Here is a 16,251-nt window from a genome sequence, read left to right on the forward strand (position 1 = left end):
AGTGATATGAGAATGAACGGATCGAATGTTATGAGCGACGCCGATACGAACCACACGAAAAACGTGAAGATCATCGACCGCTTTCCCAAGGGTGTCATCACACCCCCGCCGTCCAAGAGCCTGTCCCATCGCGCGCTGATCTGCGCGGCCCTGGCGGACGGTGAGAGCCTGATCGAAAACTTCGAGGGGTCCGAGGACCTCGACGCTACCCTTAAAGGTCTCGAAGTGCTGCGGGGAGCGCAGTTTCTCCCGAAAAATGACGGAGTTCGAGTCACTGTTGCAGGTCTTCCTGTGGAACATGATGGCGTCCGTGTCGTGGACTGCGGCGAGTCGGGATCGACCTTGCGATTTCTGCTGCCCGTCGCCCTGCTGGATGGGTTCCGTACTGTCTTTCGGGGAAGTGGAAGGCTCCTACAACGACCTCTGGACATTTACGAAAAAATTTTTACCGGCGCCGGAGCGCTCTTTGTACGAGAACCGGGTCAGGTGATAATTCAGGGGTCCAGGACCCAGGGGCCTCAGACTCAAGGGCCGTGGCCTCGCGAGTCCTTGGATTTAAGGAAAATTCTGCTGCCTGGCGACGTGAGTTCTCAGTTTATCTCCGGCTTGCTGCTGGCATTGCCGGTTTTTGGTCAATTCGGACAGGACAGCGAGGTCCGTCTTTCGACGCCCCTAGAGTCACGGGGGTACGTGGACCTGACGATAGACGTCATGAGGCGTTTCGGCGTGAAAGTGGAAGAAGCGGAGACGGAAACGGGAAACTCCCTTTATTTCGTCCGCGGAGGACAACGTTATCACCCCACCCGTTATGGAGTCGAGGCGGACTACTCCCAGGCGGCGTTCTTCCTGGTCGCGGCGGCACTGAGCTCGGACGTGACGGTGGCCAGTTTGAACCCCGAAAGTCTTCAAGGCGACAAAGCCATTTTGACGGCCTTAAAAGAAGCGGGCGCGGAGGTTTTGTGGCGCGACGGCAAGACGTCGGTGTCCTCAGCCCGCCTCTCGGCTATCACGTTCGACGCTCGGGACACGCCAGATCTGGTACCTCCTGTGGCGGCACTCTGTTGTTTTTGTGAAGGCACGAGTCATATCGTGGGCGCGGGGCGACTAAGGCTAAAGGAAAGCGACAGGTTAAGCGCGCTGGCGGCCGAACTGAAAAAGCTGGGCGCCCAGGTGACGGAGGCCGAGGACTCCCTGTCCATCACGGGAACCCGTCTAAAGGGCGGAAAGGTCGACGCCTGGGGTGACCACCGTATAGCGATGGCCCTGGCGGTGACCGCGATCCGCTGCAACGGCCAGGTATGCCTTTCGGGCTGGCGGAGTGTGAAGAAATCTTATCCAAACTTTTGGCGTGATTTCGAGCAGGTTGCGAAAATATCATGAATGTCTGGGGCAACAGGGTCAAGCTGTCCATTTTCGGCGAATCTCATGGGAAATCCGTCGGCATCGTGATCGACGGGCTTCCTCCTGGTGAGGCCGTCGATCTGGGCGAGGTCGCGCGCGAAATGCGTCGACGCGCCCCCGGCAGAAACGCGCTCTCCTCCGGAAGGCAGGAGGAAGACTCCGTTGAGATTCTCAGCGGGCTCTATAAAGGGAGGACAACCGGTTTTCCGGTCTGTGGTGTGATTTACAACAAAGACGCGCGGTCGCGGGATTACGACTCAAAGCTGCGGCCTGGCCACGCGGATTGGACGGCGCTTCTGAAATACGGCGGGCACGCCGATATGCGAGGTGGAGGGCATTTTTCCGGCAGACTGACCGCGCCCCTTTGTTTTGCTGGGAGCCTGGCGAAGCAAATTTTGTCGAGGCGAGGCATCAAGGCTTACGCCCGCGTCGATGTCATCGGCAGAGTGATAGAACCCGAAGTGCCTGTCTCCTCTGAGGAATACCGCGCCGTTTCCTTCAGAGAATTTCCCTCGTCGCCTTCTGCGGAAGAAGCGATGAAAGCAGAGATCGAAAAAGCGCTCAAGGAGGGCGATTCCGTGGGCGGCGTCGTGGCGGCTGCCGCGTTTGGACTGCCCGGCGGACTGGGGGAACCTTTTTTCGGATCGATGGAGAGCGCGATCGCTTCCCTGCTTTTTTCCATACCGGCCGTAAAGGGCGTGGAGTTCGGCGACGGTTTCCGCCTCGCCCTCATGCGCGGCAGCGAGGCCAACGACGCCCTTTATATTGGCAATCCAGAAAATCCGGAAAACGGGAGCATCCGGGCGCGAACAAACCACAATGGCGGAATTTTAGGCGGGATCACGAACGGTATGCCCCTCTTGGTGAGAGCGGCAATCAAGCCAACGCCCTCCATCTCGCGGCCTCAAGAAACGGTGGATGGCGAGACGAAGCGGGAAACAATTCTTCGCGTCTCCGGCAGGCACGACCCCTGCGTCGTTCCCCGCGCCGTGCCCGTGGTGGAATCGTGTCTCGCCTTTTGCGTTCTCGATGGTCTGATGACATGCGGAGCGCCTCTATGATCAGGCTGGTCGCCTTGATCGGCCTCTCCGGCAGTGGCAAATCCAGCCTCGGCCAGGCTCTCGCGGAGCGCTTCTCCATGCCCTTCCTGGATACGGACCTTCTCGTGGAGGAGCGGGCGGGAATGCCCATACGGCGTATTTTCGAGCTGCGCGGTGAGGAATTTTTCCGCGACCTGGAAACGCGTGTGGTGAGGGAAATTGCCGAGAGGCCGGCCATCATCGCCACCGGAGGCGGGGTCGTTCTGAGGCAAGAAAACATCCAGGCTCTGCGGCAAAACGGGTTTGTCATTTTCCTGGACCGCCCTGTGGAACGCATCCTAGAGAACGTGCGTTATGACAAGAGCCGCCCCCTCCTGAGTTCTCCCGAAAAGCTACGCGAGATGGAACAGGAGAGGCGCGCTCTTTATCAGGAAGCCGCACACGCGACGTTGCGAAACAACGCCGACCTGGAGGAAGGCGTTGATAAGCTGGTGGAACTGGCGGCGGATGTCCTAATCGAAGCGCCTTCGAGCGGCTATTCCGTCATTGGGTACCCCATTGAGCATACGCTTTCCCCGGTCATTCACGGGACGATTTTCGATGCCATAGGCATAAGCATAAGCTCCTCCTATTCAGCCATTCGGGTCCCACGGGGCGCTCTTCGTAGTTTCACGGAAAAGGCACGTGTCTCCGGGCTGCGGGGCTTCAATGTGACGTTGCCCCATAAGAGGGATATCATCCCTTTTTTGGATGCGGTGGACGATGAAGCCCGACTTTGCGGCGCTGTTAACACTGTTGTTGTCGACGGTGGCCGGCTTTCGGGATTCAACACCGACATGGAGGGGCTTTTGGCGTCGCTGCGGGACAACGGTCACGAGTATCGAAACCGCAACGTCGTGATCTTGGGGGCCGGCGGCGCTTCTCGGGGCGTGGTTTTCAAGGCCGCTCTGGAAAAAGCCGCTAAAATTGTCATTCTGAGCCGGCGCCGGGAGAAAGCGGAGGAAATCGCGTCGGAAGTCGAGAGGGCTGTCGCTGGCTGTCACGTCCGGGCTTGTCGCCTGTTGCCGGACGCCTTGGCCGAAGCCGCCGGTGAGGCCGACATTCTGATCAACGCTACTCCTATGGGCATGATCGGTATTGGAGAGGATTTTTCCTCGTTGGAGTTCCTGCGCAGCCTTCCGCGCGACGCCTTGGTCTGCGACCTGGTTTACGACCCACCCCTCACCAACCTCCTGCGCGAGGCGTGGGCTTTGGGGCACGCCGTGCAAAACGGGCTGGGGATGCTCGTTCATCAAGCTATTCTGGCGGATGAGCTTTTTTTAGGGCGGCAACTGGATAGATCTTCTTTATATCAAACCGTTTACACAAAATTATCGAATGAGGGACTGACACAACAATGATCGTCATACTGAAACCGGACGTCACGAAAGAGCAGATTGACGCCATCAAGAATGAAATGATTCAAAAAAACCTGATCGTTCAAGAAATACAGGGGGAGACGACGTACATGCTCGGCCTTGCCGGAAACACGGCAGTGCTCTCGACCGAGGACCTCACGCGTCGGGACGGCATAGAGCGCGTCATGAAAGTGTCCGAGCCCTACAAGCTCGCCAGCCGGCGCTTTCACCCCCAGGACACCACGGTGGATTTTCCCAGAGGCCAGAAGATCGGAAGCGGAGTCCTGGCGGTGATTGCCGGGCCTTGTTCGGTCGAAAGCGAGGAACAAATTCTCTCCATAGCCAGAGAAGTAAAACTTTCTGGGGCAAGTTTTCTCAGAGGAGGGGCGTTCAAGCCGCGGAGTTCACCTTACGCTTTTCAGGGCCTGGGTCTAGACGGTCTGGATCTTCTGAAGATAGCCCGCGAAAAAACAGGACTCCCGATCGTAAGTGAGATTATGTCGCAGGAATACTGTGAGGTGTTTGCCAGGGATGTGGACGTCATACAGATCGGCGCGCGAAATATGCAGAATTTCCCGCTGCTCCGAGAGATGGGAAACACCGGAAAACCGATTCTCCTGAAGCGAGGACCGTCCTCCACGCTCGACGAGATGTTGCAGGCCGCGGATTATGTGCTGGCTGGCGGCAAAAGTCAGGTCATCCTCTGCGAGCGGGGTATCCGTACCTTCGAAACGGCGACCCGGAACACCCTGGATATCTCGGCTGTGCCCGTGCTCAAGAAACGGTCGCACCTTCCGGTGGTGGTGGATCCTTCTCACGGAACGGGACACTGGGATTTGGTCTTGCCCATGGCAATGGCCGCCATCGCCGCGGGGGCGGATGGTTTGATGATCGAGGTGCACAACCGGCCGGAGAAAGCGCTTTGTGACGGGCAACAGTCCATAACGCCCTTCCTCTTCGACCGGTTGATGCGGAAAGCGAAAAAGTTACACGCGGTAATGGCAGCTTAACAGGATTCTCAAGGGTCTTGGACCCTTGAGCGGGGTTTGGGGCAGAGCCCCAAGCAGTTACGGAGGAGAGAGATAGAATGAACGGCAACGCAAAACTGAATGCTTTACGCGAACGAATCGACGAGATCGACAGGCAGTTGGTTCCTCTTTTCGAGGAACGAATGGGCGTTTCTCTCGAAATAGCGGAAGTGAAGGTCGAAAACAACGCGCCCATTCAAGACGAGGCCCGCGAGCGGGAAGTGGTGGAGCACGCCCTCGCTCTGGCGAATCACGAGCTGAAAAGCGAGGTTTCCCTGTTGATGCGATCCATTATCGCCCTCTCGCGGACGCATCAGCGCGCCAAAATATTCCACGGCGAAACACCGATGTTGCCCCCGGCCCGTGAGCTCATCCGCGAAAACGTCACCTGCGCTTTTCAGGGTGTGCCTGGAGCTTGGAGCGAACAGGCGTCGATCAAACTCTTTCCAGACGCTTCGCGCCTGCCAGTGGAGTTCTTCGAGGACGTTTTTCTCGCGGTGAAGGAAAACAGGGTTCATTACGGCGTTGTGGCCATCGAGAACTCCCAAACGGGAGCCATTGGGGAGACCTACGACTTGTTGCGCAAATACGGCTGTTTCATCGTGGGGCGCACGTGGGTAGATATCCGGCAATGTCTGCTCGCTTCAGCCGGCACAGCATTGAGCGATATCCGCGAGGTCCTTTCTCATTCCGAAGGCTTCAAGCAATGCGCTCGTTTCCTGCGCGGCCGGTCCTGGGACCTGACCGCCTCACGGAACACCGCCGTTGCCGCGAAGACGATCGCTCAGGAGAAGGGCGGCAACGGTAGGAGAGCCGCGATAGGATCCCGGCGGGCGGCCGAACTGAACGGCCTGGAAGTGCTCGTACCCGACATCATGGATTCCACGGACAATCGGACGTCTTTTGTGGTGATCGCCACAGCTCCGGAATATGACGAGACTTCCAATCTGGTCTCCGTTACATTCTCCACGGAACATCGAGCGGGGGCTCTTTGCGAGGCCTTGATGCCTTTCATGGCGCAGGGCATCAACTTGGTGCGGATAGAGTCCCGCCCTGCGTCGGGCGGTAGTTATCGTTTCTTCGTGGAACTCGACGGCAATATCCTGGATCCCGGCATTTTATCGACCTTGAAACAGGCGTCTGCCGCCTGCCAGTATTTCGAGGTCATCGGCTGCTACAAAAACACATAAAAAGGAGCGAAAAAGGAGCGAAAGATGAAGAAAATCATCGTCGTCAATGGCCCAAACATGAACCTGCTCGGCGTGAGGGAACCCGACCGATACGGAAGCGAGACTTTGGAGAGCGTCAACGAGCGGATAGCGGAGGAAGCAACGAAACTTGGCGTAGAGTGTGAATTCTTCCAGAGCAATTCCGAGGGTGAACTTGTCTCCGTTATTCAAAAGGCCGCCCGCGCGGATGGGGTCATTCTCAACGCCGCCGCCTACACCCATTACAGCATAGCCATCCGGGACGCCATCGCGGCGATCGCGCCACCGGTGGTGGAGGTGCACCTCTCGAACGTCCACGCCAGGGAAGCGTTTCGCCACGTTTCAGTCATCGCCCCGGTCTGCCGGGGCGTTATCGCCGGATTCGGCGCGAAGGGCTATATTCTCGCCCTGCACGCTCTCGCTGGCTGAGGAGCCAACTTAAATTTTAAATTTATAACAACCACGCAAGCGCACGCAAGCGAACTCAACGCAGAGCCCGTTTGATGAAGAAACTAGGTGAAGAAACTAAACGTAGGTGAAGAAACTAAACGATTGATGAAAACACTCGGCGATCAACATGACTCATTCCTCGCCGGTCATCTGCCGATCCCACAGCTCCTTCATCACCGGTTCTCTGCTTATCTGCCTAAAACGGCCTCGCTAGCCCTCGTATTATCTGCCCGGTTTTCTCAGTGCTTTGGGCGCGGAGTTGTTTTGGGCATTGTTGATATTATGAAGCATAAAGCAGGAAAGAACCTCAATCAAGGTCTGGGCGTGTTCGTTCATGGCCTCAGACTGTTCCGCCATGCCTTGAGCGGCCTGGGCCGTTTCATCCGTTGCCCGGCGAATGTTGGAAACATTCTCCACCATTTCCATCGTGGCCTTGGTCGCGCTGTCGATGGCCGTCGCCACTTCCTTGCTGGAAGCCGCCTGCTCCTCCGCCACGGCAGCGATGTTCTGGATGGAATCATTGGCCTTGTTCATCTCCTGAAGAGCTCCGTTCAAGTCCGTCTGCGCCTGCTCCGCTTGAGAAAGGGTCTCCGCCAGCATCCGGCCCGCTTCAGTGGTAGCTTTGATGCTCTCCTGGGCACTGTTCTGAAGCTCCACGATAATGCCGTTTACGTTTTGGGCCGCCCGGGCCGATTCCTCCGCCAGCTTGCGCACCTCCTCGGCCACCACGGCAAACCCTCGCCCCACCTCGCCAGCTCGCGCAGCCTCAATGGCCGCGTTCAGGGCCAGGAGGTTTGTCTGATCCGCGATGCCGGTAATGACGGAAACAAAGCTGCTGACGTTTTCGACGGAAGCCACCAGCTGCCGTGTTTTGTCTTCGCCCTCCTTGGAGTTGGTGTTCACTTTGTGCATTCCCGCGATGACGCTATTCACCGTTTGAATGGCTTTATTAGAGGCGTTGGTGGTCTGAGAGATAAACGAGGCGCTGTCCGTCGCGGACTGAGCCACGGTGTCGGCTCCCGAGCTCATTTCCTCGACGCCGGCATTGCATTGCTCCAGCGCGGCTCCGTTGTTTTCGCTCAAAGTGGAGACATGGTCGATAGATGCCTTGACTTCTTCCATAGAGGCGTTTGTCTCCTCGGAAATGGCCGATAAGTTGTTAGCGCTGGCGGAAAGATCGTCCGCTACGTTCACGACCTGTTGCATACTTTCTTCCTGTTTGACGATCATGTTAGAAATGGCGTCCGCCAAGTGAGCCAATTCATCCTTGCCCACGTATTGAAATTCCTCCCGCGCGATGGTCAAGTCACCCTCTCCAGCGCGTTTGGCTAGAGCGACAATGATGTTGAGGGGCTTAGAGATGGTGTGGGAAATGAGAATTGATATCGAGATTCCTAAGATGATAGAGACCAGCCCAGATATAAACAAAACCGTAATAGTGTTATTCAAATGGACAACGCTTTCCATCGAGATATTCGCCACTCGATTGCGGGCGATATTGGAGGCGTTCGAGCTTTCTTCATCGAGGATCCGTTCCAAAACAACGCTGGCGCGTTGTTGCTCTTCGAGATCCACTTGGGCTTGCACGAAGTTATTCAGGTTAGACGTGTAATTTTGGAGGTCCTTGATTGTCTGCTCCAAAATGCGTTTTCTACCGGTATCCACGGCGACATCAAGCAGAGCGATGAGGTCCTTTTCCAAAATCGGAATTGTCCTGATGGCGTTGTTCATTAGACGGGAATCATTGGCAGTCACCGCTGTCTGTACTTCGAGGCGCATGGTTTGAATCTCAACCAAAATTTCTGTGCTTCTCCGAAGGCGATCAAGCCGCTCCGAGATATTGTTCGGGTTCAAAGTCGCCAACGCTTCCTCAGTGGCTTGTATGTGAGAAGCCTCCATTTCTACGGCGCTTGAGTACATCGAACGCCCTCTATCCCTTGCGGCAAGGTGGCATTCGTTCTTTTTCTGAAAGTCGCTTATCATTCTGTCGATGATTTTTACAAAATTTTTATAGGGTTCCAAGAGCTTCTCTTGAAGGAACTTCGGAGATTGAAGTTTCGGATTGGCTATGCCCATAGCCATGATGGTGTCGATGTTTTTCTGGACAATCACCTCTCTTTCCTTTACACCCGTGTAGGTCGCGTCCGTAGGATCGGCCTGCATTCGGCGTATGGCAAGCAAGTATTCGTACAGGTTCCGTTCCAAAGTCGTCGTCTCCTGCATGACGACGACAATAGACTGCGCCAGTTCCCTGCTACCCTCTCTGACGGAGGAAATGTTTCTCCAGGTTACGACACCGGCTGTTACAAAGACCAGCAGAAGCAACCCAAATCCTAAGAACAACTTGAAACTGATTTTAAGATTTTTCCACATGTTTGCCACTCCTCCCAATATCGTCCAAAAATAACTTATAAAATCACCGTACTTAAATGGTTTTAAATTCTCGGATCCACTTTCATTTTTACTTGTTACTTGTTACTTGCACAATCATCAACGCTATCGGGCTATCGGGCTTTATAGGAATATAGCTAAGTTTACTACATCGCTGCGATTCTGAAAATACAAGATGCGTAAAATCACATAAAAAACATCAATTCATATTTCCCTTTCATATTTCCCTTTTATATTTTTCTTTCATATTTTCCTTTTTATCTTTGCTTATTTTTTTACCTTGACCTTGTTTTGCCAAAAAAAACATCTTCAATGGGATACTTTTTATAAAAAATATAAAACGAAAGGTGAAGACGGGAATGGATATAGGAATCAAGCGAGTGGGGGTCGTGGGAGTAGGGCATTTAGGGCAGCATCACGCGCGCGTCTACACGGAGCTTCTGGACGCTCGCTTGGTGGGTGTGGTGGACGTGGATGAAAACCGAGCTCACTTCATCAGCGAGAACCTGGGAATTCCGTTTTATACGGAAATGGAAGAGCTGCTCGAACGGCAGAGCCCGGACGCTCTATCTATCGTGGTACCCACAAGCCTGCATTACGCCATCGCCAAGCAGGCTTTGGAACGCGGAGTCCACGTGCTGATCGAGAAGCCCGTTACGACCCGCCCCAGTGAGGCCGAAGAATTATTGAACATCGCCGCGCGGAAAAATTTGGTTTTGCAGGTGGGGCACATCGAGCGCTTTAATGGCGCGATCCGCCACATCTCTCAGACCGTTCACGATCCTCTTTTTCTGGAGTCCAAGCGCCTAGGGCCTTTTTCTCCGCGTATCAACGACGTTGGCGTGGTCCTCGACCTGATGATCCACGATATCGACATCATCCTTTCGCTGGTTCCATCGGAAATCTCGCGGATCGCCGCCACAGGGCGCCGCGTTTTGACGGAGCACGAAGATTTGGCCAGCGCCCAGATCACCTTCAAAAACGGAACAATGTCTCATATTTTGGTCAGCCGTGTGGCGGAAAGGCGCATACGTCAGTTGGATATCATGGAACGAGAACGGCATATCACCGTCAACTACGAGACTCAAGATGTGCAGATCCATCGTTGTGTCCGAGACAGTAAAGGGGTCACCGAGATTTTGGAGCGACCCGTCTTTCCCAAGAGCGAGCCCTTGAAGCTGGAGTTGGCGCACTTCATTGGCTGCGTGCGCGAAAAGCGCCAGCCCTTGGTGGGCATCCGGGATGGCAAGCGCGCGCTCGAAGTGGCGATCGAGGTGTTGCGTCAGATTCATGAGGATGTTTGCGCGGAACGAATCTGCTGCGCGTAAAACGTGACGCGAACGTACAAAACACATCACACATCACACATCAAGGCTTTCCGTTTACCGGGAGGCCTTGATGTGTGATGTATGATGTATGTGGGGTATTCGGTTACGTTTTGTTCACGCCAGGGTCTTTTGGGGGGCTTTGAGGGCCATTTTTCCCGAAGCGGGAGGGGTGGTATGCAAGGTGAAACGAGAGAGAACATCGATCAGCGTCTGAGAGTGCTCGCTCATGGCTTGAGATTGTTCCGCTACGCCCTGAGCAGCGTGAGCCGTTTCCTCCGTGGCTCGTCGGATATTCGAGAGCGTCTCTACCGTTTCCATCGTGGACTTGGTCGCGCTGTCGATGGCCGTGGCCACCTCTTTACTGGAGGCCGCCTGTTCTTCTGCCACAGCCGCGATGTTTTGGATGGAGTCGTTGGCTTTGTTCATTTCTTTGAGAGCCCCATTCAGTTCTGTTTGAGCTTGTTCCGCCTGAACCAGGGTCTCGACCAACATGCGCCCCGTTGCGGTAGTGGCTTGAATGCTCTCCTGGGCGCTGCTTTGAAGTTCCACGATGATATTGTTCACGTTTTGGGCCGCCCGTGCCGACTCCTCCGCTAGCTTGCGCACCTCCTCGGCCACCACGGCAAACCCTCGCCCCATTTCACCGACTCGTGCCGCCTCGATGGCCGCGTTCAGAGCCAGCAGGTTCGTCTGGTCCGCGATTCTGGTGATGACGGAAACAAAGCTACTCACATTTTCCACGGACTCCACCAATTGACGCGTCTTCTTCTCGCGCTCCTTAGAGTTGTCATCTACGTGACGCATACTTACAATCACGTTATCCACCGTCTGGATAGCTTTGTTGGAGGCGTCCGTGGTCTGAGCGATGAAGGCGGCGCTGTCGGTGGCGGATTGGGCCACGGTATTGGCCCCGGCGCTCATCTCCCCAACGCCCGCATTGCATTCCTCTAAGGCGGCTCCATTGTTCTCGCCCAGTGAGGAAACTTGGTCGATGGAAGCCTTAACTTCCTCCATCGAGGCGTTCGTCTCCTGGGAAATGGTGGAAAGGTTTTTGGCGCTATGGGAAAGGCTGTCCGCCACGGCCACCACTTGGTGCATACTCGTCTCCTGGGTGGCGATCATATTAATGATAGCATCCACTAACCCTCCCAGTTCGTCCTTACCCTTGTACTGAAAGTCTTGTTTTTCAATAGTCAGGTCACCGTCCCCAGCGCGTCGCGCCAACCTGACGATGGTGTCCAAGGGCTTGGAGATGCTGCGAGAAATGAGGATCGCGGCCAGCATTCCTATGATGACGGCTACACAAGCGGATGAGAGCAAGACCATGAGGCAGGCGCTCAGAGAATTAGCGCTGGCGCTCGATATATCTTGCACCAGCTTTCGAGCGGCGCCGGTGGTTTGCATCATTTCACTGTACATGGTATCCATTAGGGGCGCGCGGGCGCGATTAAGTTCCATTAACTCCGTGTAGGCCGTTATATATACTTGTAAACTGTCCTGGTAGTTTTGGGCCGATGCGCTTAGTTGATCCAGCATTTTCTGCCTGTTAGGGCTGCGGGCGGCCAGTTGCAGAGTTTGGATATTTTTTGTGATGCTTTTGATCGTGTCGATAGACGTGTTTATGCTTTGAATGTCCGCTGTGGCCGTGGCCACCTGAATGTCGCGCCGTAGGTTCTGAATTTTATCCATGGTTTGCGCGCACGCGTGCGACAGATCCAAAAGCGAGGCCGCCTTATCGGCGTTCCGGGCCTGCAATTCTTCTCTCGTTTCAGTGTACAGCGCGTTCAAGGCGTCATTTATGAGGGCATACATGCTTTCTCCAGAGTTTTGCATGATGGAGTAGAGGGCGTTCTTTTTGGCTGAGGCGGAGATCGCTTTTTTGAGCATCTTCAAATAGTTGTCGGCAAGAGGTAAAACTTTCTCCGTTACGAGCCGCATAGCCTCGATATTCGGATGCGCAGCGGAAAAACCGAAGATTTCATCGAGGAGTTTTTGTATCTTCGCCTGCCCCGTTTTGACGTCCGCGACTGACTGCTCGCTACCCTCGAACCGCATTCGCATCACCTGCAAAGAAAACGCGTACAGATCCCGTTCCAAACTGGTTGTCTTCACCATCGCGGGGACAACCGCGGTCGCCAGGAAATTGCTGTCGCTCCGAACATCGTTTATATCTTTCCAAGCTATGAGGATGGCAATCAGAAAAGCGATCAACACCAATCCGAATCCTAACAATAATTTGCCACCGATTTTTAAGTTTCTCCACATGACTCTCACCTTCCTTGGTGGTCTATAAAATCTCTTGCATTATAAGAGTCCCAGAAAAAAGAGTTAAGGTAAATCTAGGAAAAGAAAAACGAGGTTTTTAAGGATTTTGAGCCGCGGATAAGTGATATATTGAAGCAAAAAGGCTAATGTTAGATTAGAATAATAGAAGATGGTTCTTTTGTAACGCGCGTTATCCAAAAGGAAACAAAATCACAAGAGGGGGTTGAAAAATGGCCGGTTATCGTTTGCCCGTTTCGCGTATGCGCGCGGCTATGCAGATCGGGGGAATACGCGAAATCATGAATAAAGCGGGTGTACTTGACCGCGCGGGGAAAAAAGTGATCCATATGGAAATTGGGCGGCCAGACTACGATTCTCCCTTATGCGCGAAAGAAGCCGCTAAAAAAGCCCTCGACGAAGGGTGGGTGCATTACACGGATACGGCAGGGACTCCAGAACTACGGCGCGCCATTGCGGACGCGGTGAAACGCGACCAGGGGATTGGCGTCGACCCGGACCGTGAAATCGTGGTTACGCTCGGTGCCGTCGAGGCCTTGGCGGTAACGTTTTTTACGCTTTTGGAGCCTGGTGACGAGGTTATTGTTCCGGCGCCTTTTTTCCCAGCGTATGCCGACCAAATTGCCCTCGCCGGCGGAGTTCTCCGAGAGGTTCCCTGCCGGTTCGAAAACGGCTTTCGCTTGGAGCCCGCGGACCTCGAAGCGGCAATCACGCCCAAAACGCGCATGTTGTTGATCAATTCGCCCAACAATCCCTCAGGCGCCGTGATGACCAGAAGCGAACTCTCGGATATTTCCGCTCTGGCCCGGAAGTACGATATCTTAGTTGTAAGCGATGAATGTTACGAAAAATTTTTGTACGAAGGAGAGCACGTTTCCATCGCGTCGCTGCCGAACATGCGAGAAAGGACGATCATGATCAACTCGGCCTCCAAAACTTTCTCGATGACAGGTTGGCGAGTGGGATGGCTCATATTGCCGCCTGAAGTAAAGCCTTACGCGGCCAAAAGTCACCAAAACTTTACGAGCTGCGCGACGTCTTTCGCTCAAATCGGCGTGGCTGAAGCCTTGTACAATGCTGGGGAGGATGTAAAACGAATGATCGAGGGCTATAAAGAGCGCCGTGACACGATTGTCGCTCGTCTGCGGAATATAGACGGTTTTGAAATCCAAGCGCCTGCTGGGGCGTTTTACGTTTTGCCGCGAGTATCGGAGCTGACGTCCCGCCTAGGGCTCGATACGACGAAATTCGCGGCGTGGCTTCTCGATAAAGCCGGTGTTGCCGCTGTTCCTGGCGACGTTTTTCACGCTCAAGGAAACTTTCTGCGCATGGCGTATTGCCGTCCGCTTGAAGAGATTCACGAAGCAATGGATAAAATCGAGGCGGTCGTAAAAAAACACCTCTGAGAACTCAGCTAAGAACCCAGCAGCTGCCTCCTTTTTCCGTAATCATTATAAGGCCAGAAAACGCTCCATAAGAGGGACAATGAATCCCGTGTCCAAAGGCGGGGCTTTTTGCGCTTCGCTCACTGAGTTTCCAGATTTTCGCAGAATCCAGAGTCCCTCTGTCACGCCGATTTCAAAGTGGGCCTGAAATCCCCAAACCGGAGCGTCACGCAACTTGAAAGACTGTATGGCGCACTCGTCGGACTCCGCGAGAATCATTCCCTTACCCGGTGGAACAAAGACGACTTCGTCGTAGTGAAAGAGAAAAGCCGACTGAGTTTCACGTTTGTCGCCCCATAGGGGATCGGTGGCGAGAACGCGAATTTGCTTCCAACCCAGTTCCGCCTTTTCTCTTATGCGAACGGATTCCCGTCCAAACATCGCTTTGGCGATCAACTGGTGCCCGAAGCAACTGCCAAGAAGCGGGATTTTCGCGGCCATCGCGGAGAAGATGAGCTTTTCTTCCTCCAGCATCCAGTTCTTTTCGTCGAGTGTACAGCTCTCCGACCCCGACAGGATAATGTGGGAATAGTCCTTCAGGTCGAGCCTGGCAAGTTCCCCGCTGGGCGCGTACACGCGGCGGAAAGCCTCCGGGAAGCACGGCTTCCAATGTTCGAGTGGGGAGTAATGAGGAATCGTTTCGGAATTGTCCACAAATAACAAACATGTCATAGCAGTCTCTCCTTGTTTAAATATACTTTTGAAAGTATATTTTGATAAAATATTATAGTACATTAACTAAACCACTGGAAGTATATTTTAGTGAAATATTATAGTACATTAATTAAACCGTTACCGTTTTTCAATATTGAGGTGCGATATTATCAATAATTTTATATAATGGAGAAAATCAGCAACTCAAATCAAGAACTTGAAAGGAAGCGATACGGTGAAAACGGCAAAACAGTTTCTCGCGATGACGGACCCGGAAATCTACAAAGTGTACGTGGGCGAGCGTAAACGACAGGAAGAGGGAATCGAACTCATCGCGTCGGAAAACGTGGTGCATCCCGCTGTTCTTGCGGCCGCGGGGTCGGTGTTGACCAACAAGTATGCGGAGGGGTATCCCCACGCCCGTTATTACGGCGGCTGCGAGGTTGTCGATGAGGCGGAAGACCTGGCGCGAGAACGCGCCAAAAAGCTCTTCGGTTGCGATCATGTCAATGTTCAGCCTCATTCCGGGTCGCAAGCCAACATGGCCGTCTACCTCACTGCGCTACAGCACGGTGATACCGTCCTCGCCATGGACCTTGCGCATGGAGGACATTTGACGCACGGGTCGGGGGTCAATTTTTCGGGAAAGCTCTTCAATTTCGTTCACTATGGTGTTGGGAAAGATACTGGCCGGATCGACATGAACGATGTGGAGAAAAAAGCTCTGGAGCACAAGCCTAAGATGATCGTTTGCGGAGCCAGCGCTTATCCGCGGGAAATCGACGCGGAAGCGTTTCGCGCCGTGGCTGAAAAAGTAGGCGCGCTTTTGATGTTCGACATCGCGCACATTGCGGGATTGGTGACGGCGAAACTACACAAGGACCCTGTGCCCTGGTGCGATTTTGTAACGACGACAACGCACAAAACGTTGCGAGGGCCGCGCGGCGGCATGGTTATGTGTAAGGAAACATACGCAAAGGCATTGGATAAAACGGTGTTTCCTGGAATGCAGGGAGGGCCTTTGATGCATATCATCGCGGCAAAGGCCGTGGCTTTCAAACTGGCGTTGGAACCCTCTTTCGCGGACTATCAGAAGCAGATCGTGGCGAACGCAAAGGCTCTTGCGGAAGCGCTCATGGGGTACGGTTTCAATCTGGTATCGGGGGGAACGGACAACCACATGATGCTGATAGACCTGCGGAACAAGGGTTTGACGGGGAAGGTCATGGAGCACGCGTTGAATGAGTCAGGCCTGACAGTGAACAAAAACGCGGTACCCTTCGACACGGAGAGGCCGATGGTGACGAGCGGAATCCGCGTCGGAACGCCAGCGGTGACGACGCGGGGATTCCGGGAGCCGGAAATGAAGCGGATTGCCGCATGGATCGATCGCATTTCAAAGGACGTGGAGAACAAAGACCTGCATAGGGCGGTGAAGGACGAAATATACGAACTTTGCCAGGAATTTCCCGTTTACCCTGATCTCGAATAGCCGTAATCCCTTATTCCTTTGATAGTTTGATAGCGGGTTTAACGTACTGAATATTTCGGAATATTTCTAGATAGTGGGCCATATGTGTTGATGAACAAATTTCAGCTTTTGATATCAGTTTTTGATATCAGTGC

At 54.0% G+C, this 16,251-nt stretch carries 12 protein-coding genes; 9 read left to right on the plus strand and 3 right to left on the minus strand.

Annotation, left to right across the window (positions count from 1 at the left end):
• Nucleotides 1-12 precede the first annotated feature (12 nt).
• The 6 genes from aroA to aroQ all read left to right on the plus strand — a co-directional run bounded on the left by aroA (nucleotide 13) and on the right by aroQ (nucleotide 6,503).
• Complete coding sequence (gene aroA / locus LBJ36_05825) at nucleotides 13-1,380, plus strand: 3-phosphoshikimate 1-carboxyvinyltransferase (GenBank protein MDR1378553.1); 1,368 nt, start codon at nucleotides 13-15, stop codon at nucleotides 1,378-1,380.
• Nucleotides 1,377-2,462, plus strand: a complete 1,086-nt coding sequence (gene aroC / locus LBJ36_05830) for a chorismate synthase (GenBank protein ID MDR1378554.1) — start codon at nucleotides 1,377-1,379, stop codon at nucleotides 2,460-2,462. Before aroA ends, aroC begins: the two co-directional genes overlap by 4 nt.
• Nucleotides 2,459-3,841: a shikimate dehydrogenase gene (gene aroE, locus LBJ36_05835; GenBank protein MDR1378555.1), complete on the plus strand. Its 1,383-nt coding sequence runs from the start codon at nucleotides 2,459-2,461 to the stop codon at nucleotides 3,839-3,841. The genes aroC and aroE overlap by 4 nt, the downstream gene beginning before the upstream one ends.
• The gene (gene aroF / locus LBJ36_05840; GenBank protein MDR1378556.1) at nucleotides 3,838-4,848 is read left to right on the plus strand and encodes a 3-deoxy-7-phosphoheptulonate synthase; all 1,011 of its coding nucleotides are present in this window, start codon (nucleotides 3,838-3,840) and stop codon (nucleotides 4,846-4,848) included. The genes aroE and aroF overlap by 4 nt, the downstream gene beginning before the upstream one ends.
• Nucleotides 4,849-4,925: 77 nt before the next feature.
• Nucleotides 4,926-6,056 (plus strand): chorismate mutase, encoded by a 1,131-nt coding sequence (locus LBJ36_05845; protein ID MDR1378557.1) that lies wholly within the window; start codon nucleotides 4,926-4,928, stop codon nucleotides 6,054-6,056.
• 24 nt (nucleotides 6,057-6,080) lie between these two features.
• Nucleotides 6,081-6,503: a type II 3-dehydroquinate dehydratase gene (gene aroQ, locus LBJ36_05850; protein MDR1378558.1), complete on the plus strand. Its 423-nt coding sequence runs from the start codon at nucleotides 6,081-6,083 to the stop codon at nucleotides 6,501-6,503.
• Nucleotides 6,504-6,746: 243 nt separating this feature from the next.
• Here the strand turns inward: aroQ and LBJ36_05855 are convergent, their stop codons facing one another.
• A complete protein-coding gene (locus LBJ36_05855) occupies nucleotides 6,747-8,897 on the minus strand; it encodes a methyl-accepting chemotaxis protein (protein ID MDR1378559.1) in 2,151 nt (716 codons plus the stop codon).
• Between the two features lie 377 nt (nucleotides 8,898-9,274).
• On the opposite strand from LBJ36_05855, the gene LBJ36_05860 reads away from it, so the two are divergent.
• Nucleotides 9,275-10,243, plus strand: coding sequence for a Gfo/Idh/MocA family oxidoreductase (locus LBJ36_05860; protein ID MDR1378560.1), 969 nt, complete (start codon nucleotides 9,275-9,277; stop codon nucleotides 10,241-10,243).
• A 114-nt stretch (nucleotides 10,244-10,357) separates the two neighbouring features.
• Here LBJ36_05860 and LBJ36_05865 read toward each other — a convergent pair whose 3' ends face one another.
• Nucleotides 10,358-12,508, minus strand: coding sequence for a methyl-accepting chemotaxis protein (locus LBJ36_05865; protein MDR1378561.1), 2,151 nt, complete (start codon nucleotides 12,506-12,508; stop codon nucleotides 10,358-10,360).
• Nucleotides 12,509-12,738: 230 nt separating this feature from the next.
• On the opposite strand from LBJ36_05865, the gene LBJ36_05870 reads away from it, so the two are divergent.
• The gene (locus LBJ36_05870; GenBank protein MDR1378562.1) at nucleotides 12,739-13,932 is read left to right on the plus strand and encodes a pyridoxal phosphate-dependent aminotransferase; all 1,194 of its coding nucleotides are present in this window, start codon (nucleotides 12,739-12,741) and stop codon (nucleotides 13,930-13,932) included.
• Nucleotides 13,933-13,977: 45 nt separating this feature from the next.
• Here the strand turns inward: LBJ36_05870 and LBJ36_05875 are convergent, their stop codons facing one another.
• Nucleotides 13,978-14,643 (minus strand): type 1 glutamine amidotransferase, encoded by a 666-nt coding sequence (locus LBJ36_05875; GenBank protein ID MDR1378563.1) that lies wholly within the window; start codon nucleotides 14,641-14,643, stop codon nucleotides 13,978-13,980.
• Nucleotides 14,644-14,887: 244 nt separating this feature from the next.
• Between LBJ36_05875 and LBJ36_05880 the strand changes: the two genes are divergently transcribed.
• Nucleotides 14,888-16,117: a serine hydroxymethyltransferase gene (locus LBJ36_05880; GenBank protein MDR1378564.1), complete on the plus strand. Its 1,230-nt coding sequence runs from the start codon at nucleotides 14,888-14,890 to the stop codon at nucleotides 16,115-16,117.
• Nucleotides 16,118-16,251 lie beyond the last annotated feature (134 nt).

The organism is Synergistaceae bacterium (genome assembly GCA_031267575.1).
GTDB lineage: Bacteria > Synergistota > Synergistia > Synergistales > Aminobacteriaceae > JAIRYN01.

Excerpts from the sequence above, each read along its gene's own strand:
- LBJ36_05870 (MDR1378562.1), top strand. The coding sequence starts at position 12,739 with ATGGCCGGTTATCGTTTGCCCGTTTCGCGTATGCGCGCGGCTATGCAG.
- aroC (MDR1378554.1), top strand. The coding sequence starts at position 1,377 with ATGAATGTCTGGGGCAACAGGGTCAAGCTGTCCATTTTCGGCGAATCT.
- LBJ36_05845 (MDR1378557.1), top strand. The coding sequence starts at position 4,926 with ATGAACGGCAACGCAAAACTGAATGCTTTACGCGAACGAATCGACGAG.
- aroQ (MDR1378558.1), top strand. The coding sequence starts at position 6,081 with ATGAAGAAAATCATCGTCGTCAATGGCCCAAACATGAACCTGCTCGGC.
- LBJ36_05865 (MDR1378561.1), bottom strand. The coding sequence starts at position 12,508 with ATGTGGAGAAACTTAAAAATCGGTGGCAAATTATTGTTAGGATTCGGA.
- LBJ36_05860 (MDR1378560.1), top strand. The coding sequence starts at position 9,275 with ATGGATATAGGAATCAAGCGAGTGGGGGTCGTGGGAGTAGGGCATTTA.
- aroF (MDR1378556.1), top strand. The coding sequence starts at position 3,838 with ATGATCGTCATACTGAAACCGGACGTCACGAAAGAGCAGATTGACGCC.
- LBJ36_05880 (MDR1378564.1), top strand. The coding sequence starts at position 14,888 with ATGACGGACCCGGAAATCTACAAAGTGTACGTGGGCGAGCGTAAACGA.
- LBJ36_05855 (MDR1378559.1), bottom strand. The coding sequence starts at position 8,897 with ATGTGGAAAAATCTTAAAATCAGTTTCAAGTTGTTCTTAGGATTTGGG.
- aroA (MDR1378553.1), top strand. The coding sequence starts at position 13 with ATGAACGGATCGAATGTTATGAGCGACGCCGATACGAACCACACGAAA.
- aroE (MDR1378555.1), top strand. The coding sequence starts at position 2,459 with ATGATCAGGCTGGTCGCCTTGATCGGCCTCTCCGGCAGTGGCAAATCC.
- LBJ36_05875 (MDR1378563.1), bottom strand. The coding sequence starts at position 14,643 with ATGACATGTTTGTTATTTGTGGACAATTCCGAAACGATTCCTCATTAC.